15 protein-coding genes are annotated in these 20,852 nt (G+C 64.9%); 4 read left to right on the top strand and 11 right to left on the bottom strand.

From position 1 onward, the window contains the following. Nucleotides 1-38: 38 nt before the first annotated feature. On the bottom strand, nucleotides 39-1,982 hold the full coding sequence (locus ACYQ01_RS17450; RefSeq protein WP_459935097.1) for a glycosyltransferase family 39 protein: 1,944 nt from the start codon (nucleotides 1,980-1,982) through the stop codon (nucleotides 39-41). A 154-nt stretch (nucleotides 1,983-2,136) separates the two neighbouring features. Here ACYQ01_RS17450 and ACYQ01_RS17445 point away from each other — a divergent pair, with 154 nt between their 5' ends. Further along, complete coding sequence (locus ACYQ01_RS17445) at nucleotides 2,137-2,517, top strand: hypothetical protein (RefSeq protein ID WP_459935096.1); 381 nt, start codon at nucleotides 2,137-2,139, stop codon at nucleotides 2,515-2,517. A gap of 213 nt (nucleotides 2,518-2,730) precedes the next feature. Here the strand turns inward: ACYQ01_RS17445 and ACYQ01_RS17440 are convergent, their stop codons facing one another. Continuing rightward, complete coding sequence (locus tag ACYQ01_RS17440) at nucleotides 2,731-4,533, bottom strand: motility associated factor glycosyltransferase family protein (protein WP_459935095.1); 1,803 nt, start codon at nucleotides 4,531-4,533, stop codon at nucleotides 2,731-2,733. A 57-nt stretch (nucleotides 4,534-4,590) separates the two neighbouring features. Between ACYQ01_RS17440 and ACYQ01_RS17435 the strand changes: the two genes are divergently transcribed. Then, a complete protein-coding gene (locus ACYQ01_RS17435; protein WP_459935094.1) occupies nucleotides 4,591-6,864 on the top strand; it encodes a cysteine synthase in 2,274 nt (757 codons plus the stop codon). Between the two features lie 135 nt (nucleotides 6,865-6,999). On the opposite strand, the gene ACYQ01_RS17430 is transcribed toward ACYQ01_RS17435, so the two are convergent. After that, the gene (locus tag ACYQ01_RS17430) at nucleotides 7,000-7,281 is read right to left on the bottom strand and encodes an EF-hand domain-containing protein (protein WP_459935093.1); all 282 of its coding nucleotides are present in this window, start codon (nucleotides 7,279-7,281) and stop codon (nucleotides 7,000-7,002) included. Between the two features lie 216 nt (nucleotides 7,282-7,497). On the opposite strand from ACYQ01_RS17430, the gene ercA reads away from it, so the two are divergent. Both ercA and ACYQ01_RS17420 read left to right on the top strand, forming a co-directional pair. Then, nucleotides 7,498-8,676, top strand: a complete 1,179-nt coding sequence (gene ercA / locus ACYQ01_RS17425) for an alcohol dehydrogenase-like regulatory protein ErcA (RefSeq protein WP_459935092.1) — start codon at nucleotides 7,498-7,500, stop codon at nucleotides 8,674-8,676. Nucleotides 8,677-8,952: 276 nt separating this feature from the next. Beyond that, nucleotides 8,953-9,300 carry a hypothetical protein gene (locus tag ACYQ01_RS17420; protein WP_459935091.1) on the top strand — a complete coding sequence of 116 codons (348 nt, stop codon included), beginning with the start codon at nucleotides 8,953-8,955 and terminating at the stop codon, nucleotides 9,298-9,300. Nucleotides 9,301-9,360: 60 nt separating this feature from the next. Here the strand turns inward: ACYQ01_RS17420 and ACYQ01_RS17415 are convergent, their stop codons facing one another. From ACYQ01_RS17415 to ACYQ01_RS17380, 8 genes are read right to left on the bottom strand one after another with little or no spacing between them, the layout of a single operon-like run. Continuing rightward, the gene (locus tag ACYQ01_RS17415) at nucleotides 9,361-10,536 is read right to left on the bottom strand and encodes a diguanylate cyclase (protein WP_459935090.1); all 1,176 of its coding nucleotides are present in this window, start codon (nucleotides 10,534-10,536) and stop codon (nucleotides 9,361-9,363) included. Between the two features lie 52 nt (nucleotides 10,537-10,588). Further along, nucleotides 10,589-11,962, bottom strand: coding sequence for a diguanylate cyclase (locus ACYQ01_RS17410; RefSeq protein ID WP_459935089.1), 1,374 nt, complete (start codon nucleotides 11,960-11,962; stop codon nucleotides 10,589-10,591). Nucleotide 11,963: 1 nt separating this feature from the next. After that, complete coding sequence (gene cheB / locus ACYQ01_RS17405) at nucleotides 11,964-13,106, bottom strand: chemotaxis-specific protein-glutamate methyltransferase CheB (RefSeq protein ID WP_459935088.1); 1,143 nt, start codon at nucleotides 13,104-13,106, stop codon at nucleotides 11,964-11,966. Nucleotides 13,107-13,135: 29 nt separating this feature from the next. Continuing rightward, nucleotides 13,136-15,643: a hybrid sensor histidine kinase/response regulator gene (locus tag ACYQ01_RS17400; protein ID WP_459935087.1), complete on the bottom strand. Its 2,508-nt coding sequence runs from the start codon at nucleotides 15,641-15,643 to the stop codon at nucleotides 13,136-13,138. A gap of 1 nt (nucleotide 15,644) precedes the next feature. Next, nucleotides 15,645-17,690, bottom strand: a complete 2,046-nt coding sequence (locus ACYQ01_RS17395; protein ID WP_459935086.1) for a methyl-accepting chemotaxis protein — start codon at nucleotides 17,688-17,690, stop codon at nucleotides 15,645-15,647. A 35-nt stretch (nucleotides 17,691-17,725) separates the two neighbouring features. After that, a complete protein-coding gene (locus ACYQ01_RS17390; RefSeq protein WP_459935085.1) occupies nucleotides 17,726-18,337 on the bottom strand; it encodes a chemotaxis protein CheW in 612 nt (203 codons plus the stop codon). Then, complete coding sequence (locus tag ACYQ01_RS17385; protein ID WP_459935084.1) at nucleotides 18,334-19,944, bottom strand: CheR family methyltransferase; 1,611 nt, start codon at nucleotides 19,942-19,944, stop codon at nucleotides 18,334-18,336. Before ACYQ01_RS17385 ends, ACYQ01_RS17390 begins: the two co-directional genes overlap by 4 nt. Then, entirely contained in the window at nucleotides 19,941-20,387 is a 447-nt protein-coding gene (locus ACYQ01_RS17380; protein ID WP_459935083.1) for a chemotaxis protein CheW, read from the bottom strand. The genes ACYQ01_RS17385 and ACYQ01_RS17380 overlap by 4 nt, the downstream gene beginning before the upstream one ends. Nucleotides 20,388-20,852: the final 465 nt, after the last annotated feature.

The raw sequence follows: 20,852 nt of genomic DNA, 5'->3' as shown, positions 1-20,852 counted from the left end.
GTGCTTGCTCGGCCAGGCGCGGTCCCCCTGTGCGGTCCCTATTCTCCGGCGTCGAAGCGGGCGGTGAGGTCCACGAAGCGGGCGGAGTCCAGGTTGCCGCCGGGATAGCGGGGGGTTTTTCGGGCGCAGACGATCTCGATGCGCACGAGCAGCCTGCGAAACCCCGGCGGAGGCATCAGAATCATGCGGCGCAGCACCGTGGAGTCCGGTCCGAGGCTGACGAAGCCTTCGCTCCAGGGTTCGTCGTCGAACCGGTAGCGGCAGGCGATGCGGTTTTGTTCGCCGAAGTTGATCGTGCGGGCGAAAAGAACGATCCGGCCGGGGTTCAGGCCCTCGACCGGGGCGAAGGCGTACTCCACGAAACCGGGGGCGTCGTTTCGGGCCGCGATGACGCTGGTCTCGTACTGTGGATAGAGTGTCACGCCGGAACAGGCGTGGACCGTGCGGTAGAACCCCAGGGGCGAGGCGTCGAAGCGAAAGGTCTGGGGCAGCCGGTCCGCCATGGTCACCGGGGCGCGGGCCACGTCGAAGCGGTAGACCTTGGCCCGGGAAACCGGGTACACGGCCGTCGGCGATCCGAACCGGTCCAGGAAGCCGGCTTCGTTTTTGGCCAGCACGCCGAAATCGCCCAGGGAGAGGAATTCCACGGTCGCCACCGCGTCCGAGGGCGAAAGGGGAGGGCCGGCAAGGGGGTTTACCAGGCGGAAACGATCGACATACCAGTTGATGGCGTTGTAGGCGTCCTGGTTGGAAAAAACGGTTTGCCCTCCGGGCTTTTTCGCTTCAGGAAGGGCCAGGGCCACACTCTTGTACGGGTCAGGGTAGGAATCCGGGCGGTAGAAGTTGTCGCCCTGGCGCACCCAGACCGAAGCGGCCAATCCCAGGCACAGGACCACGGCCGTGGCCGGAGCGAGGGACGCGGCGCGCTCGGACCGGACCAGCCGGGCCAACCCGGCGGCCACGGGATAGAGAAAAACCGCCGGCACGAACAAAACGTACCATGGCCGGCTGAACTCCTGGCGGATCGCGGTCAACAGCAAGATGGGAAACACCGTGAAGACCAGGCACACCAGGAACAGATTTCGGTTCTCGCGGTACAGCGTCACGCCGCCCAACCCGGCCAGGGCCAGCGTGGCGGCCAACCCGAGCAGCGCCGTCGCGTCTTGGGTTTGGTATCCGTGGAAGATGGGACCAGCCGCCAGGATATTGACGCCCCGCATGATGTTGTGGGAAAATTCGTGAAACGTGGCGGCCATGGAGACGGAGGCCCCGGCCATGTCCGGCCGGGAGAGGACGCCGCCGATGAAAAACGGCAGCACCGGCAGCATGGACAGTCCGCCCGCCGCGCCAAGGGCGATGACGTCCCTCCAGCGCGTCAGGCCGTTGCGGCGCAGCCGGAAAAGAACGGCCAGCAGCGTTTGGCAGGCCACCACCAGCACGGTCATGTAGTGGGCCAGGAACATGCCCGCGTTCAACGCGGCGAGAAGCGGAAGACGCCGCCGCCGACCGGTTAGAACGTCCAGAAGCGGCGGCAGGGAAAGCAGAAAGAGCACGAGAAAGGCGGTGTATGGCCTGGCCTCTCGGGAGATGAAGACAAAAAGCGGCGTGGCGGCCGCCAGGGCGGCGGCGAAAAGCCCCGTGACCGGATCCAGCAGCCGCTTTCCGACTCGGTAGGCCAGCCATGGAGCCAGGACGCCCAGGCAAAACGGAAACGCGCGCAGGGCGAAATCCGAGTGCCCCATGGCCATGATCTGCTTGGTCAGCAGGTAGAAAAACGGCGGATGGCACTCCTGGGTCAGGGAATATTGGAGAATGTAGGGGACGGGGAACCTGGCGGTCAACGGCACCAGGATTTCGTCCCACCACATGGACGGCGTTTCCAGATGATAGGCGCGAAGCGTAAAGCCCACGGCCAGAATGGCCCACAGGGCCAGGGATTCGGTCCGGTTGCGCGATGCGGGACCGGACTGTACGGACGTCATGGATGTTTTCGAGGGTATGATGGGTCGCAAAAACAAAACTCCCGGTCTCTGGCAGGCCATGTGGGCCGCATTTTTCGCGGCAACCCTGTGTATCGTCTGGGGGTGTGACAGGTCAAATGGCGCATCCGCTCCGGCGACGTTTCCTTTGGATTTCATGGCCGCCGACCCGACGCCCGGCGTTGTGGCCAGGGGGCTTGGCAACCTGGACGTGGTCGACGGGCTGGGCGAGCGTTGGCTTTCCGGTCCCGAAACCACGTTGCGGTTTCGAACCGGCCAGGCCGGGCCACTGCGCCTGGTGTTTCGCTTTACGTCCCCCTTGCCCGGGCAGACGGTGACGGTACTGGTAAACGGCGCTCAGGCGGGAGTCTTTCCGCCCGATCCGAGCGCGCGACGGGAAGCGGCGTTCACGGCCAAAGCCGGAGAAAACACGGTGACGCTACGTTTCGCCCTGTGGAACCACGGTCAAACAACCATCGCCCCCGCCGACCCCAGGAAATTGGCGGGGCTGTTCCGGGAACTGTCGGTGGAGCCGTGAGGGGGGATGAGTGAGCGCTATCAGCTCGTTGAAAAAGTCAATTTTTGCAGTCTGTTGAAAAATCCTTGCTGGCCGCGTTGCTGCGGAAAACGCACCCCCTCAACGGATGCCAACTCCGCTTAGGGCTTGACCTTTTTGAGCGCCTTGGCAGCAAGTTTTTTGAACAGGCTGCAAGAATCGACCTTTTTAACAGTTAGCCGTTTGCGCGTTTCCTCACGCCGCCACCAACTTCTTTCCTCCGTTTCCGTTCCCATTTTCCGAAGCCCCCAGGACCGCGTCCATCTCCCGGATCTTGACCAGCGTGCGCTTCACGATGGCCTTGAACTGTCCCATGTCGGCGGGGCGGTAGACGGCCTTGGTCTTGACCAGGGCGGCCATGTCCATGACCTCGTTGTAGAGGTAGGGCAGGTAGAGGGGATCCTGGCGCAGGAAGAACAGCACGCCGCTCAGCAGCTTGTTGATGTCGGCCTGGTGCTTGGCCGGCTTCTTCATGTGCTTTTCCAACTGCTTGGTGGCGTGGCGAAGCGAGTTGTTCCACTGGGCCAAGCGCGACTGGTACACCGGGCGCACGCGTGGCTGGTTGGCCCGGGCCAGACCGGACAGAAAGCGTTCCTTGGCGCCGGGTTCGCTGGTGAGCAGCCCCTTCTGATGGCACTCCTCAAAGCCCACCACGCGGCTGCCTTCGATTTCCACACCGCCCCCGTAGAGGTTGAAGACCGGAATTTGGGCTGAGCGCAGGTCCTTTTCCAGGTCGCGCTTGGCCGACAGATATCCCACGTTGGAGACGATGGTCTCGCCCCAGAGGTTGGTCAACTGCACGTCGCGCTTGGGATCGTAGTTCTGGATGTTGGCGTGGGCGTGGTGGCCGGGCGCGTGGGAGTGCTCTCCCTTCCAGGAGAAATCCTGTCCGGCCAGCACGATGCGGCTCACTCCGCACCAGGTGAGGAACCGGGCCAGGGTGACGCCCACGTTGCCGCCGGCGTCGAGCACCAGTTCATGGTCCTGAAACACGTAGGTGCCCAGTCCGCCCATGGTCCACAGAGGGATCTTGGGTCCGGGATAGCGGCTCACCACCTCGGGATCGAGCTTGGTGGAATAGACCAGGGGCAGGTCGGCCAGCCAACTGGTATCTCGCAGGTTGTCGTAGAGGCGCATCATCTCGTGGCGAAAGTCGATGGCCAGACACATGTCGGGCTTGAGCCCCACGCGCTCCAGGGCGGGCAGGGTTTGCAGCGCCGCGGCGTAGAGAGCGTGGCCGGGGCGCTGGGCGAGCAGCGGTCCGGTGTCGGCCAGCGACGGCCCCGCGCCCAGGATCACGGCGGTCATGCCCTGGGCCAAGCCCTTCATCTTGATCAGGCTGCCGTTGCGCATGGCGTGCATGTAGTTCTTGAGCTCGTTGCCCACCATGACTTCCTGCTTGGAGCGCAGGGTGGCCAGTTCGACGGAAAAGTTTTCCAGCTTGCCCCGGGCGATGTGGACCCATTGGGCGTAGACCGGTCCGATCTGCTGGCTGGGCACGTCGGCCCGCAGGTGGATGCGTCCGTAACAGAGGTTGATGTCAAGTTGTTGAATGGCCTTTTCCACCTGGTCGTGAGTGGGCACGATAAAGCGCAACTTGCCGGCTTCTATGAAGGGGCGGTAATCGGTCTGGCCCAGGCAGGCCAGGAGCATGTCCGGGCGCGGCTCGATCACCAGCACCTTGTGGGTGTTGGGCGTGCCGGAAAGCACATGGTTGAGACCGTAGCCCAGATTGGCTCCAACGATGACCGTGGCGTCCTTTTCCGGCTCGTCGGCGGGTCTCCACTCCCTGTAGAGCACGGGCAGGGGGGGAGCGTTTTCCACCAGCCCGGTACCGCTGTCCATGCGCCAATCCAGCAGATTGAAGCGGTTCAGGAACACGCGCTCCAGGGCCTGTTCGACGTTCGTGCCGGACTGGGCCAGCCAGGTGGCGACGGGTTCGCCCTTGGCGGCCAGGGTCTCCAGATTGCCGGTGAGGTACATGTGCAGGGTAGTCATGATGCACCTTAAGCAAGTTCCTTGCCAGGGGGAAGGCTTTGCCCTAAACCCTTGGGCATGGAAGCTTTCGACATACTCGGCCTTGTCGGCCATACCCCGTTGCTTCGTCTGCGGCGCGTCGGACCCGGCGGTCCGGTCGAACTCGTGGCCAAGCTCGAATCGAAAAATCCCGGCGGGTCCATCAAGGACAGGGTGGCCCTGGCCATGATCGAGGCCGCCGAAGCCTCGGGCGAACTCACTCCGGGCAAGACCGTGATCGAGGCCACCTCGGGCAACACGGGGATCGGGCTGGCCATGGTCTGCGCGGTGCGGGGGTATCCCATCACGCTCATCATGTCCGCCTCGGCTTCCGAGGAAAGAAAGCGCATCCTGCGGGCCTACGGGGCGCAGATTCGCCTCACGCCCGGGCACATGGGGACCGACGGGGCCATCGAGGAAGCCTACCGCCTGGCCCGCGAGCACCCGGAAAAATATGTGCTCATGGACCAGTACAACAACCAGGCCAGCATCGAAGCCCACTACAGGGGAACCGGCCAGGAAATCTGGGACCAGACCGACGGACGCGTTACCCACGTGGTGGCCACGCTGGGCACCACGGGCACGGCCATGGGCATCGCCAAGAGACTCAAGGAATTGAATCCCGCCGTCAAAATCGTGGCGGTGGAGCCCGGCCCCGGGCATCGCATCCAGGGCCTCAAGAACATGCAGGAGTCCTATCCGCCCGGCATCTACGACAAACGCGTCATGGACATGGTGCTGCGCGTGGAGGACGAAGAAGCCTTTTCCATGGCCCGGCGCATGGCCCGGGAAGAGGGCGTGCTGGCCGGCATGAGCGGCGGCGCGGCCGTGGCCGGGGCGGTCAGGGTCTGCTCCGAGCTGGAATCCGGGCTGGTGGTGGTCATCCTGCCCGACAGCGGGGAACGCTACCTCTCCACGGATCTTTTTTCCGATCCGGCGGAAAAGGGCCTGGCGCTTTCCAGCGTGGAAGGCGACCGGCTGGTGCATCCGGCCACGGGCGCGGGGCTTGGCCTCTACACCCCGGGACCCAGCCTGGACGAACCCGGCGACGCCCAGTGCTGGCGCCGGATCGCCCTGCTCGACGTTTTGGCCCGCCACCAGGGCCAGCGCGAGGTGTCCTGCCGCCTGGGGGTGGGCCTGGCCGATCTGGAGGACAGGACCCTGGCGGCGGCCAGAGCCCAGGGACTCAGCCGTGAGGATTTTTTGCGTCAGGTGCGCGTGGAGCTTGCGGATTTGGCCCTTTCCATGGGCTCGGGAGCGGCCTTCACGGCCGCCGGCGACGCTGTGGACGACATGCCCTCCCTGGTGCGCAAGCTCATGGGCAAGGGACTATGCTACGAGAAGTTGCGCTCGGTCTATTTCGACGTGGCGCGCGACAAGGATTACGGTTCGCTCTCCCACGCGGACCTGAGCAAGTTGGCCCTGGGCAAGACCGTGGACCTGGACGCCTACCTCAAGGACCATCCGCAGGACTTCACCCTGTTCAAGCGCGTCAGCCTGCAGGATCTCAAGCTCGATCAGATGGTGCGCACCGAATGGGGAAACGTCCGGCCGAGCTGGTTCCTTCAGATGGCCGTTTGCGCCATGAAGGGGCTGGACCGGCTTTCCGTCGTGCTGGCCGGCGAGGGCCAGGCCTTCCCCCACCTGGAAAACCTGCGCGCCATCTGGCGCTACGGCTACGCGACCGCTCCCCAGGTCTGGATGGTGTGCGGCGCCATGCGCGGACAGTCCGGCCAGGGGCTCGACGTGCGCGACCTGGCCCGGTCCATGGGATCGTTCGGAGCGGTGCGCATGTGGCTTTTGGGCGTGCATTACCGCAAGCCCCTGGACGCTTCGGAAAAGACCTTGGCCATGTGGACCAGAAACTGGCGCAAGGTGCAGGAGGCCGCCGCCAACGCGCTGCACACCTGCGCCCCCGGCGCGCATCCCTCGCAAGAGGCCAAGACCCGGGCGGACGAACTCACGTCCTGCCTGGACCAGGCCGTGGAAGATGACCTCTCCCTGCACCGTTTCTGGCCTCGGCTTTTCGCCTACTGCCGGCAGGCCAACGCCTGCGCGCCGGGCGAAGCCCAGGCCTATCTGGAAGGGTTGCGGTCCGTGGACGCGGTGCTCGGCGTGCTCGACAGGGGCCGCTTGCCCCTGGCCAGGGCCGATTGGCCCGAGGGGGCGGATGTCCTGGTGGGGCTGCGGGAGAACGCCCGCGCCGCCAAAAGTTTCGAACAGGCCGACCAACTGCGCGCGGAGATCGAGTCGCTGGGCCTGCGGGTGGAGGACACCCCGGCCGGCTCCAGGCTGTACGCCGTCGAAAGTTGAGCGCTCGCCGGAGTTTTGACGCGTGAAAAAACGCCTTCGACCGCCCGGGAATCCCCGCGCGGGGTTTGGCGTCGGGCGGGCGTTGTTGTTCCGGGTCCCCCCACGGGACGCCGTCCATGGGGGGGCGGAGGGCTCTTACATGTCGCCGTCGAATTCCACTTCGCGCCAGGCGTCGAACTGGTCGCGATCCAGATAGCCGTCACCCTTCCAGTTGCGGGCCTTGAAGTGGCGCTCCACCGCCGAGCGGTCGGGATTTTTCGTCACGGTGAGGATTTCTTCCAGGCTGACTTTGCCGTCCTTGTTCACGTCCACCTGCTCAAAGGTCACGCGCGTGGCGGGCGGCGTGGACGGGCGGGGGGTGGGGGTGCAGGCGGCCAGGAGCAGGACGAACAGGCAGGCGGGGACAAGGGTGCGCATTTTCCGTTTCCTTTCTTGAGGTTGCATGTCGATTCGCGCCGCGCGGTCCGGGCGCCCTGGCGGGGCGACCGGTTCTGGCGACGCGTTCTTTCTTGATTCTCCAGTAGCCGGGGCGCCAAGCGGGATCAAGTCTTCCCGGGCGATTCTTCTTGTCACCTTTCGCCGGATGGCGCTATGAACTCTCGGATATTCGTATTCCAAAGGAAGGAAGAAGCGGTGCCCGACCCTTCGTTTAGCTCCCCGCGCAAGTTTTTAGCTCCGAAATTTGTCTTTGGCCAAGGTTGCGCAACCCTGGCGGGACGTTACGCGCGCAACCTGGGCGGCAACGCCGCGCTGCTGGTGAGCGATCCCGGGGTGCGCGGCCACGGCTTGGTGGAACCGGTGCGCGCGAGCCTGCGCGCGCAAGGGGTGTCCGTGGTCGATTTCTGCGACGTCAGCGCCAATCCCCGCGATGTCCAGGTCATGGCCGGAGCTTCCGTCTACGCCGCCAAGAAGTGCGATATGCTGGTGGCCGTGGGCGGAGGCAGCGCCATGGATTGCGCCAAGGGCATCGGCATCGTGATCGCCAACGGCGGAAACATCCTGGATTTCGAAGGGGCGGACAACGTGCCCTTGCCCGGCCCGCCGCTCATCTGCATTCCCACCACGGCGGGATCGGCCGCGGACGTTTCGCAGTTCGCCATCATCACCGATACCGGGCGCAAGGTGAAGATCGCCATCGTGAGCAAGCTCATGGTGCCGGACGCCTCCCTGCTCGACCCGGAGCTGACCGTCTCCATGCCCCCGGAACTCACCGCGCATACCGGACTCGACGCCCTGGCCCACGCCGTGGAGGCCTACGTCTCCAACGCCAGCTCCCCCCTGACCGATATCCTGGCCCTGGAAGCCGTGGCCCTGATTCGGGACAACCTGCCCAAGGTCGTGACCCGGCCCGACGACATAGAGCTTCGATCCAGGATGCTGCACGCCTGTCTGTTGGCCGGATTGTCCTTTTCCAACGCCATCCTGGGCGCGGTGCACGCCATGGCGCACAGCCTGGGCGGGTATCTGGACCTGCCCCACGGCCTGTGCAACGCCTTGTTGCTCGAATACGTTATCAAGTGCAACTATGGCGCGGCGCCCGAGCGCTTCGCGCGCCTGGCGGAAATACTTGGAGAAAAGTACCCCCCGGGCGCGCCTGGCGGCTCCCTGGACGAGGTGGTCGCGACGTTTCAGAACTTCCGCAAGGCGTGTGGAGTCACGCAGACTCTGGCTCAGGTGGGGGTGAAGCAGGCCGATGTGGCGCGCTTGTCCGCGCTGGCCGTCCTGGACCCGTGCATGACCACCAATCCCCGCGCTCTTAGCGCGAAAGATGTCGAAAAGATCTTTCTGGAGGCCCTTTCGAATCAGGGCTGAGAACGGACGCGCGAGGAACGTTCCGGAAAGGCGGAGGATGTCGCGTAGCCTGGCCGCGCGTTGCGGGGGCGGGGTCGCCCGCTTGAGCGCTCCGCGACCGCGCCGTCTGGCCATGCCGGGGCCGCTTGCGTGATCCGACAGGGCGAGGCGGCTGTTTTTCTTGCCGAAAGCCCCCATGCAAGGATAGATTGAAGGCACAAGCGTCGTGCGCGTTCACGCAAGGCCCGCTGTCTGGCCGTAACCCCCACGCGACGAGAGGCTTGGAGGAGAATTGTCATGGGCGCGGTCCGTTTCGTGTTGGCGGCCCTGCTTCTGGTCGGGCTTTTGTGCGTTCTTCCGGGATGCACGCAAACTTCGGGCAGAGTCATGACCTGGTCGGAGTTCGCCGGAGACTGCTACCAGTCCGGCGGGCGCAGAATCTCCTGCGACAACATCTCCATCTGTGACGAATACCAGACGGTCTTCGACCAGACCTTCGCGTCCCGCAAGGCCTGTAGCGAGGCCTGTCAGAGCATCTACAACCAGCAGAGTTCCAGGAACGCCCTGGACCCGTGCTGGCTCATCATACCGGGCTCGGCCAACGTGGATTGCCAGCGCTATTGTCGCATGGCCTATCCCGAGTAATTTCCCTTCGTAGCGGGCCGGGGGCGGGAAAAAGCGTCGCGTGCGCTTGGCGGCGGACGTTTAAACGCGCGGCAGCAGACAAACCCGGTTGCGCCCCGTCCGTTTGGATTGGTAGAGGGCTTGGTCCGCCTGGGTGATGACCTCGTGGAGGGAGGCTTGGGCTCCCATGGCGCGCGCCCGGGCCGGAAGGAGCGTGCCCACGCCCAAACTCGCGGTCAGGCGCACCAGGCCGGAATCGGTGTCCACGAGCAGGTCTTGCAGGGCCGAACGCAGGGTTTCGGCCAGCACTTCGCCTCCCTGGGCGCTGGTTTCCGGCAGCAGCATGATGAATTCCTCGCCGCCGTAACGGGCCACAAGGTCCGAACAACGCAGTCTGTCCTTAAGGACTCTCGCCACCGCCTGAAGCACGGTGTCGCCGGCTCCGTGGCCGAAGGTGTCGTTGATGTTCTTGAAATGGTCGATGTCGGCCATCACCAGGCACAAATCGTGTCCGTGGCGTGCGGAGCGACGCACTTCGGCCTCGGCTTTCTGAAAGAAATTCCGCCTGTTGCTCAGCCCCGTGAGGGGATCGGTCACGGCCAGTTCCCGGTAACGCTCCTCGCTTTGGCGCAGGGCGGACTCCACCTCGCGACGCTGGGCCACCTCGGCCTTCAGGTCGCGGGCCAGTTGCTCCAGTTCTTCGGTGCTGCGGGTGAGCGCGATGTTGACCTCGGCCAATTGGGCGTTGCGCAGCACGGAGTCCTCGTAGACCGAGATGAGCAGGTCCAGGGCCGCCGGGGTCGGGCTGTCCAGGGGATAGGTCTGGCCCTTGAACACGATGCAGGGCGGTTCTCCGTCCTGGGTCGCGCAGGGCTTGTGCAGGTTGTCCAGGGCATAGGCCACCCGTTCGAGCAGGAAGTCCTCCCGATACGGCTTGGTGACGAAGGCGTTGGCTCCGCAGGAAACGCCCCGGATGATGTCGAGCGGGTCGGAAAGCGTGGTGAGCAGGATCACGGGCAAATCCCGCCTGCCGGGAAGCTTGCGGATGGCCCGACAGAGTTCGTAGCCGTTCATGCCCGGCATGACGATGTCGCTGACCGCCAGGGTGACCGGGCGTTCGGCCAGCAGGGCCAGGGCGTGTTCGGCGTCGGCCGCGCCCAGGGTGACGTAACCGGCCTTTTGCAGCAGATGCTCCATGCGCATGCGCTGGGTCAGGCTGTCCTCCACGACCAGGATGGTGACGTCGGTGGGGATCATGCGTCGCAATCCGGGCGGTCAACGGACCTGAAGAGAGCTTTCGGTGTCCCGGTCATCCGCAGTTTTGTTCCTCGTGGCATTTCGTGCGCTTGTGTTCGTACATGAGCGCGTCCGAACGACGCAGCAGGTCTTCCAGGGTCAGGCGTTCGGTGCTCTCGATCACTTGGCTGCCCACGCTCACGGCCAGGGGGGCGGGCAGGTTGGGGGTGTCGCGGTTGTACCGTTCCACCAGGGTGGTCAGACGGGACGAGATGCCGGCGAGGTTCATTTCCTCGTTTTCCATACACAGCACCGCGAACTCGTCGCCGCCGATGCGTCCGCAAACGTCGCTTTCGCGAAAGGCCTCGCGCAGGATGGCCCCGAAGGCCTGCAGCATGGCGTCGCCCAGGTCGTGGCCGAACCGGTCGTTTATGTGCTTGAATCCGTCGATGTCGATGAACAGAAAGGCCAGACGCCTGCCGAGGCGCTGAGCCAGGCGCATCAGGCTTTCGGCTGCGGAAAAGAAGCCCCGGCGGTTGTTGATTCCGGTCAGGGGGTCGGTGCGGGCCAGACGTTCGAGCTCCTCGTGCAGGCGCACGCGTTCGGTGATGTCGCGAAACGAGGCCAGGCAGACTTCCTCGCCGTCCCAGTTGGTGCGCACGGCCCACACCTGGGCCACCAGGCTCTGACCGTCGGCGCGCGTGATGGTGACTTCCTTGTTGTCGCCCGGGGAAATGTTCAGGTCGAACCGGTTGCCCGCGATGACATCCACGGACTGTCCGAACAGTCCCTCGGCCGCGGGGTTGGCGAAACGCACCACGTTGTTCTGGTCGCACACCACGATGGCGTCAGGGCTTTTTTCCAGCAGGGTGCGGTAGTTGAGCTCCAGGGCCTTGATGGTTTCGAGCGAATTGCGCAGCTCGCGGTTGGAGACCTCCAGGCTTTGGCTCTGATGGACGGCCATTTCGAAGGTGGAAAGCAGGAGGTCGATGATCTGCATGCGCTCGGAATTGACCAGATGCTTCTCCCCGGCGAAAAACACCTCCATGGCCATTTCCGCGCCTCGATTCTTGCGCAGTTCGATGTTGACCTCGAGATGGCGCAGACGCGAGAGCAGGTAGTGTTCCTCGTAGGGCTTGATGATGAAGTTGTTCGCTCCGCATTGCAGTCCCTTGATCACGTCGGCCGGGTTGGACAACGTGGTCACGATGACCACGGGGATTTCCTTGAGGGCTTCGTCCTGCTTGATGGTGCGGCACAATTCGTAGCCGTTCATCTTGGGCATCATGACGTCGGTGATGACCACGTCGGGCTTGGCGGCGGCCAGTTCATCCAGGGCCTGCAGGCCGTCCCGAGCCACGCGGACTTTCCGACCGTTTTTTTCCAGCAGATATTTGAGCCGCATGGCTTGGGTAAGGCTGTCTTCGACGACGAGGATGTCGCTCATCTCACTCACTCCTGACGGATTGCGGATTATTCTGTTGGCGAGCGCCTGCGCGGCCCACCTCGCTGGCTACCTTGCGCAAGAGTTCGACGATTTCGGTAGGGGTCAGCACCAACTCGGCGGCTCCTGTCTTGACGGCTTCCCCGGGCATGCCGAACACCACGCAACTGGCCTTGTCCTGGGCCACGGTAAGGGCCCCGGCCCGACGCAGGCGCAAAAGCTCCTCCACGCCGTCGCGCCCCATCCCCGTGAGCAGGACGTTGAGCGAATTGTGGCCGTAGGAGCGCAGCATACTCTCCAAGAGAAGGGAAGCCGAGGGGCAAATGGCCCCTCTTTCGGCCGAGCAGGGGGAAAGTGCAATGCGTTGGCCCGGTCGCACTTGCAGGTGGAAGCCGCCCGGAGCCAGGTAGCACACGCCGGGTTCGACGATTTCGTTGTGTTCGGCCAGGCGCACGGGCAGCGCCGAAGTGACGTTCAGCCAGTCCGCCAGGCCCTGCACGAAATTCGTGGTGATGTGCTGGACGAGAAACACGGGCAGGGGAAAATTGCCGGGCAGGGCGGACAGGATGGACTGAAGCACCGGCGGCCCCCCGGTGGAGGCGGCGAGGGCCACGGCCCGTATGTCGCCCAGGCCTTCCCGGGGCTTGGCGGGACGGGGTTCCGGTGCCGGCTCCGTGTGGCATCGGCCGGCGGGGGGGGCGGGCCGATGCTTGGGCGGATGGGCTCGTTCCGGGCGTCTGGTGACCAACTTGACCTGACTCATGAGCTTGACCGTGGAGATGAGTTCCCTGGCCGAAACTTCGTGGCGTTCGTCGAACGAACTGAAGGGCTTTTCCAGTATGGCCACGGCTCCGGCCTTGAGGGCTCTGAAAGTCATCTCCACTTCTTCCGGGTGATAGGCGGCGCTGACGATGACCACGGGGGTGGGACACTGTTCCATGATGCGGCTGGTGGCCTGATAGCCGTCCAGTACGGGCATGAAAAGGTCCATGGTGACCACATCGGGTCTCAGGGCCTTGACCAGATCCACGGCTTCCTGGCCGTTATGGGCCAAGCCCACGATTTCGATCTCGTGATCCTTGCCCAGAATTCGCGACAACAGCAAGCGCATCACCGGCGTGTCGTCCACCACCAAAACCTTGATCATTCCTCGTCCTGTCGGGGTGCGTATTCCGGTTACAACATTTTTTGAATGACCTGGAGCAGGTTGCTCTGGTCGAATCCGCTCTTGACGATGTAGGCGTTGGCCCCGACCTCCACGCCGCGCTCCCGGTCCTCGCGCGATCCCCGGGCCGTGACCAGGACCACGGGCAACTCGGCCAGCTTGGGCGTTTCGCGCACGCTACGGGTCAGGGCGAAGCCGTCCATGCGGGGCATTTCCACGTCGGTGATGACCATGTCCACGTCTTCCGTCTTGAGGGTGGTCAGGCCGTCCAGTCCGTCCACGGCGGTGAGCACCTGGTAGCCCGCGGCTTCGAGAATGCCCTTGAGCAGCATGCGCGAAGTGATGGAATCCTCCACCACCAAAATGGATTTGTTCCGGGGTCCGGCCTCGCCGGCGAGTTCCGGGGAAGGGCCGGCCAAACGCCCGGATCCCGAGGCCAGGGCGGACTTCATGAGGTCGGCCACGTTCAGGATGGGCACGATTTCTCCCGAGCCCAGGATGGTGGCCCCGGCGATGTTGGCCAGTCCGGCCAGTTGACCGCCCAGGCGCTTGAAGAGCACTTCCTGCTCGCCGTCCACTTCGTCCACGGCGAAGGCCATGCGGGTCTCGCCCGAGGCCGCCAGCACCACGTGCAGCCAGGCCCCGGGAGCGGCTTTTCGCGTCCTGGGCAGGCCCAGCGCGTCTCCCAGCCAGACCAGGGAGAGGGACTTGGTCCCCACGGTGATGGCGCTGGCGTTGCCCACGGTCCCGACGTCGGCCGGGTTGGCCAACAGCACCCGCTCCACGTTGACCGTGGGCAGGACGAAACGCCGGGTTTCGGCGCGCACCAGGACGCCGCGAAAGGTGGCCAGCTTCACCGGAATGCGCAGGCTGAAGGCGGTTCCCTGTCCCTCTTCGGTCTCCAGGCCGACCGAGCCGCCCAGTTTGCGCACGTTTTCTTCCACGATGGCCATGCCCACGCCGCGCCCGGACAGGTCGGTGATGATGGGGCTGGTGGAAAGCCCGGAGGAAAAAATCAGCCTCAGCAGGGTGTCGGGCCCGGGATTCTGGGCTTCCTCCGGGCTGATGAGACCGGAACGCACCCCGACGGAGGCCAGTTTGGCGATGTTGACTCCCCGGCCGTCGTCGGCCACCACGACCTCCACCTTGCCGGCGCCGGATTCGTGCACGGAAAGGCTCACCAGGCCTTGGGCGGGCTTGCCCAGGCGCTTGCGGTCGGCCGGCGGCTCCAGGCCGTGGTCCAGGGCGTTGCGCAGCAGGTGGATGAGCGGAGCCTTGAGCTCTTCCAGAATGCGCCGGTCCATCTCCACGTTTTCGCCCGACAGGGTGAACCGGACGTCCTTGCCCAGTTCCCGGGCGATGTCGCGCACCATCTTGGGAAAAATGGCCGTGATGGAGCCGAAAGGAAACATCAGGGTTTCCTTGGTCTGGTCGAGCAACTCCTCGGTCAATTGGGACGCGCTCTTGAAATCGCCGCGCAGGGCCTGACCCAGGCCTTCCAGGCTCTGGCGCAAGGTTTTCACCCGGGAAAGCCCCAGGTCCAGGTGCTCGAACAGGCGCTGGGCTTTTTCCCAATCGCGTTCGGGATCGGCGTCCTGGCGCTGGCGCGAGGCGCGCAGGGCGCGCGAGCGCGCGACCGCGCGTTGGGAATCCTTTTCCCAGCGGGAAAGTTTGGCGTCGATTTCCTCCATGTCGGCGATGCGTTGCCACAGGGCCTGCTTGACCGAAAGCAGCTCCTCGCCCCGGACCAACAGGCTCCCCAGGCGTTCCACCCGGACGCGGACCGTCTCTTGCTGCCCCGCGTCGTTTGCGGGCCGCTCCTGGGACTCGGAGGGGGGCGCTGCGGCCTGGCAGGAGTCGACGTTTTCCCCGGGCGTTTTCAGCGCGGCGGGCGCGGGCTGGACCATGGCGGCGGGCGCGGGCGCATGAGTGCCAGGCGCGGGCGCATGGGCGCCGGCCTCGGACCCAAGCGCGGGCTCGGGAGTCCTCGCCTCGGCGGCAGGAGCTTGCGGGGCGGGCGGGGCCGGTGCGGTTGGGGCGGGCGGGGGGGCGAACCCCGTGGTCGGAGCGGAGGGCGTCGCGGCAGCCGGGGCGGGCGCGGGGGGGGCGCCGGCCTCGTCGCCCTTGGCCAGGATTTCCAGTTCGTCGGCCAGGGCCAGCAGGTCGGCCTCGCTCACGTTCGAGTCCGGGTCCAGGGAGCGGCTCATGACGTCGGCCGCCCGCAGCATCACGTCGTAGTGGCGCGCGGTGAACCCGACGGCCCCGCGTTTGTAGGCGAGCAGCAGGCTCTCCAGGGAGTGCGAAACCGACTCCAGACCGGAGAGGTTCACCGCTCGGGAGGCCCCTTTCATGCTGTGGGCGCAGCGGTAGACGGTCTCCAGGGTCTTGACCGCCTCCTGCGGATCCTGCGCGCCTTCCATGTCCAGGAGTCCCGAGGTGATGGCCTCGATATGCTCCTGGGCTTCTATAAGAAAGGCCTTGCGCAATTCCTCCAGGAATTGCTCCTCGCTCAGTTCCATCCTACACCTTGTACTGCTGGACCAGGCCGATCAGGCGTTGGCCGAGTTCCTTGAGCGAGCGCGTGGCGTCCTCGAGTTGGCGCATGCTGTCGACGTTCTGGTGGGTGGCGTCCTTGATGTTGACCATGGAAAGGGCCAACTGCTCCACGCCCGTGAGCTGTTGTTCGCTGGAAACGGTGATCAGGCTCGCTACCTGGGCGGCGCTCTGGATGCTGTCGTCGAGGGAGAGCACGGCTTCGCGGGCGCGTCCCACCTGGGCGGCCCCGGACTCCACGGCCTTGTTGCCCTGTTCGGTGGCCAGCACGGCGGCGCTGGTGGCTTTCTGAATGTCGGAAAGAATGTGGCGCACGCTGCGGGTGGCGTCCTTGGACTGGGCGGCCAGGTTCTTGATTTCCTGGGCGACCACGGAAAAGCCCTTGCCGTGCTCCCCGGCCTTGGCCGCCTCGATGGAGGCGTTCACCGAGAGGATGTTCGACTGTTCGGCGATGCTGTCCACGGTGGCGATGATTTCCCCGATGGATTGGCTCTGCTCGGAAAGGCTCATGATGCTGTCGGCGATGGCTTCCATCTGTTGGCTGATTCGGGCCATTTCGTCGCTGATCTGTTCGGTGGCCTTTTGTCCGGCGTGGGATATCTCCATGGTCTGTCGGGCGTTTTCGGACACGGACTTGGCCTTCTGGCTGCCAAGCTCCACGGTCTGGCGCAGTTCCTCCACCGTGGCCGTGGTTTCGGTGACCGAAGCCGCGGTCTCCGCCGCTCCGGCCGTGACTTCGGCGATGGAGGCCGAAATCTGCGTGGAGGACGAGGCCAGGATGTTGGCTCCGCGTTTGATCTCCTCGATCTGGGCGCGCAGGCTGTCCTTGGTCTTGGCGTAGGCCTGGGCCAAAAGGCCCAGTTCGTCCTGTCGGTCCAGGGCGGACTGGTCCGTGTCGCCGGTCAGGTTGCCTTCCCCGGCCTGGACGACCAGTTCCGTGATGCGGCGTATGGGACCGGCCAGTCCCTGGGCCAGCGTGTAGCCCAGCAGGGAGACGCCGGCCGCCACGGCCGCGCCCAGGAGCAGCAGCTTGATGGCCAGGGCCTTGATGGGCGCCAGGGCTTCGGCCTCGTCGATCTTGGAGACCAGGGCCCAGTTGAAGTCCGTTCCGAAGAGCTTTTTCAGGTCCACCAGGGAGTAGTGCTTGAGACAGGGTTCGCCCCGGTAGTCGGATTCGACGCTCACGCCTTCGCCGCCGCGCAGGCCGGCGTTCACGGCCAGGGTGTCGGCCTTCTCCCTGATGATGGCCGAGGAGCCGTCGCCGAAACGCAGTTCGCTACGCATGAGCTTGTCTTCACCCACCAGGTCGAATTCCTTGGTGCTGGAGGTGCCGGAGTTGTCCTTGAGAATGTCGGAGACGAAAGTCGGACGAATGGCCGTGGCCACCACTCCCGCCAGTTCGCCGGAGGCGTTCAGCACGGGGGATCCGGCGAACGCGGCCGGACCGCCCAAGGGCGGGTAGGGGGTGAAGTCGCTCAGGGTGGCCCGCTTGCCCCGCATGACGGCGGCCCAGAGCTTGCCCAGGCCCAGGTCCTTGGCCGGGGAGGCCGCCAGGCAGGCTCCCAGGTCGGCGCCTTTCCCGGTGCTGTAGAGCACGTAGCCGTCGGCGCTGATCAGGTAGAGCTGCTTGCCGTCCATCTGGCCGGACACCTTGCGGAAAAAGGGATCGAGTTCGGCGTGGAGCGCTTGGTATTCCTTGCTCTGGACGTTCATGGCGCCCTGGGGAGGCAGGTTCTGGGCGGCCTTGAGTTTTTCCACGCGCTGGATGGCCGTCAGGGTCGAAGGCGTCTGGGCCAACAGGTTCAGGGCGTCGAGGGTCATGCCCAGGCGGTCGACCAGGCTTTGCAGCTTGTCGCGGTGCGAGCCGGCCAGTTCCCGGAAGGCGCTTTCCTCCAGGGAGGCCTTGCTGGAAAGAAAACTCACCATGCCGATGACCACGGTGGGTAAAAGCGACACGAGCAGAAACAGGGAAACGAGTCGGTTGGCGATGCTTTTCGAAAAGAACCTCGGCATGGGCAGGGCACCTCTTGGCGTTTGTTGGCGTATGGTTAGGCCAGGCTCGGTTGGTCGCCGCAATCTCCGGCGCGCAGGCGTTTGTCCGTGACCAGGGCGTGGGCGTCCAGCAGGGCGATCTTGTTGGACGTGACCCCCAGGAGCAGATCGGCCTTGACGCCGGTCAGCGTCGGCAGGGGCGAAGCGATGTCCTGGCGGGAAAGGGTGCGCACGCCGGTGATTTCTTCGGCCAGTATGGCCATGGCCATTTCCCGGTCGGAAAGCAGGATGGCGAAATGTTTGACATCGGCTTCCTTGGGAGGAAGTCCGAAAAGCGCGCGCAAGTCCGTCACGCTCACCACTTCGCCAAGCATCTTGATCACCCCGGCGATACAGGGCGGCGTGCCGGGCAGGGGCAGAATCTCCGGCGCGGGAGCCACCTGGCGCACGGCCGAAGTTTCGATGGCGTAGCGTTCGCCGGCCACCAGAAAGGTCAGGGCCGGCAGTTGTCCGGGGTCCTCGACCTCTTCGAGCGGGACCTGGGCCAGGGTTTCGGCCCGTTTTTCCAGAATTTCCCGGCGGCGGGCGGCTTCGTCCCGGGCGGTCTCGCCGGGGGCCGAACCCGGGCGGGCCCAATCTCGGACGCCTTGCGGGCGAAGGGGGGTCATGCGTCAGCCTCTTCTTCGGTGGAGCGGAGGATGTTTGCGAGTTGTCCCGCGGTCATGTCGCCGCTGTCTTCGAGCACGTGATCGTCGGCCAGGGGGGCGACCAGGGCCAGGGTGTTGTGGAAATGTCGTCGGGCCTGTTCGGTCTGTCCCCGGGACCGGGCGATGGTCCCCAGGGAATAGTTGGCCAGAATGTGGTCCCCGTCGAGAAACAGCACCCCGTTCAGGGCCTTTTTGGCCTCGTCGGCGTTGCCCATCCCCAGGAATATGGTGGCCAGCAGATAGCGCAGGGAGGCGTTGACCGGGTCCAGGGACACCGCCTCTTCGCAGTGTTTTCGGGCCGTTTCCAGGCGTCCCAGGTTGGCCAGGCTCCGGGCGGCCAGGCCCTTGGCCTGGGCCAGCAGGGTCTTGTCCTCGGCCTTGTGGTCGGCGGCTTGCAGCGCCACGTCCAACTCCCCGGCGGCCCGGTCGTAGGCGGCCCGGTCGTAGCTCTTTTGGGCCGCTTCCAGGGCCAGGGCCAAGCCGGAAGGGGCGGCGGTCGCCTTTCGTCTGGAAACGGGCCTGGCGGGGCTGTCCAGGGGAGCGCGCGCTTCGCGTTGGGCCGGGGGCGGGGCGGGAGGGGAGACCGGGACGATCGCCTGATCCGCTGGAGAAGCCGCAAGGCCGGGATGCTCTTCCCCTCCGGGGATTCCCAGGAAGGTGGGGAGTTCGGGCTCGAAAAAAAATCGGGCCGTCTGCAACGGTTTGGTCTTGCGGTACAGGGTGGTCCCGGAAAAGGGAACGCTCAGGAAGTTGCGGTACAACTCGGTGGATGTTTCGCACAAGGATACGGCCAGCCATCCGTCGTGTTCCAGACACTGGCGGAATTTGTCCACCACGTTCATCACGAGTTGTGGACGAAAATACATGAGCACGTTGCGACAGAAGATGATGTCCACGTCGCAGGTGTCGGTCTGCAAGGAGGGAAAGGGGTCTTCCACCAGGTTGAGGTAGGCGAAACGCACGAGTTTTTTCACCCGGGGGATCACCTCCAGGGTGTGGGAGTCGACCGTGCGGAAGTAGCGTTCGCGAAACCACTGGGGGGTTCCCCGGAACGACCACTCCCTGTAGCGCCCGGCCTGGGCCTTTTCCAGGGACACCACGTTGGCGTCGGTGGCCAGCACCTGGACGTTCCAGCCCTGGCGGGAGGGCAGAGCCCTGTCCAGAATGGAGGCCAGGGTGTAGGCCTCTTCCCCGGTGGAGCAGCCGGCGCTCCAGACCTTGAGGTACTGGCGTTTGCGGGCCCGTTTTCGGATCAGCTCGGGCAGGATCTTGTGCTCCAGCACGTCGAGGGTGGCTTTTTCCCGGAGAAAGTAGGTCTCGCCGACGGTGAGTTCCGAGGCCAGGATCTGTATCTGGCTCAGGGAGAGGGGGCCCGCGAGCATGGTGCGCACGCAGTTTTCCACGGTGTCGAATCCCATGGGAATGGCCGCCTGCACGATGCCCTTGAGCATGTCGCGCCAGCGGGCGGGCGGAAAATGCAATCCCATCTGGGTTTCGATGCCGACGCTCAGGCTCGTGAGCTGCTCCTTGGAGAGCTCGGGAAGGGCTTTGACGAATATCGGCGTCATGTGGAAATTTCCGCGTGGCGCAACGCGTCGCGAACGGGACGGCACAGGGCGTCCAGGTCCTGGATGAGCACGAGTCCGTCCCGGGTGGAGGCGACTCCCGCGAGCAGGTCCATGACTTCCGGCAGAACCTCGTCCGGGCGGGTCACCGGCGTATCCCGGGAATCGAACACGCCCAGCACGTTGTCCACCAGCAGGACCAGGGTTCGAAGCGGGCTTTTGACCACGAGAAAGCGGTCTTCGGGCAGGACTTCCCTGTCCTCGAGCCCCAGGCGGGCGCGCATGGACACCACCGGCAAGACATCTCCCCGGATGTTGATCAGCCCCTTGAGCAACGGAGCGGAATCGGCCACGGCCGACACCTGGGCGGCTTGATACACCCGCTGGACAGCGTCCAGGTCAAGCGCCAGGCGCATGGGGCCGACAACGAAGACGAGAAAGTGCATGACGGCGCTCTTTCGGCGCGTGACGGTCACGACGCCAGGGCGTGTTCAGCCCTCATTCGCCTGAAGAACAAAGCGTTCACGAGGTCACGGTCACCGAAAGCCCTTGAAATTGCCAATCCGTGTGTATCCGGACATGCAAAGCGCAAGGGCTTTCGTGGGTCCTCCTTCAAGCATGAGGAGCATGAGGCATACAGTGTGCGCGGCCGTGGTTGTCATCAGAAGAAGGATTTGCACGGCTCGAACGCGTCATAAATGATAGCTCATCTCGTGCCGCTCATCAACCGTAATGGCGGCGGCATGCCCCGCATACAGACGTATCGCGGACGTTATGGCATCGCAGTCCTGCGGAATGTTTCAGCAAGGTGAGTTCAAGACCAGTCTCGAAGGGAATGGATCGTATTCTTGCCCGTGGAGTTGCGTCCTCTCGTCGCGCCGGCTTCTTGCGCCCGGTCGATTCGCCGGGGT

The sequence above is a fragment of the Fundidesulfovibrio butyratiphilus genome (assembly GCF_054657235.1).
Note: the sequence above shows the minus strand (reverse complement) of the source record. Positions and strands in the feature narration are given on the sequence as shown.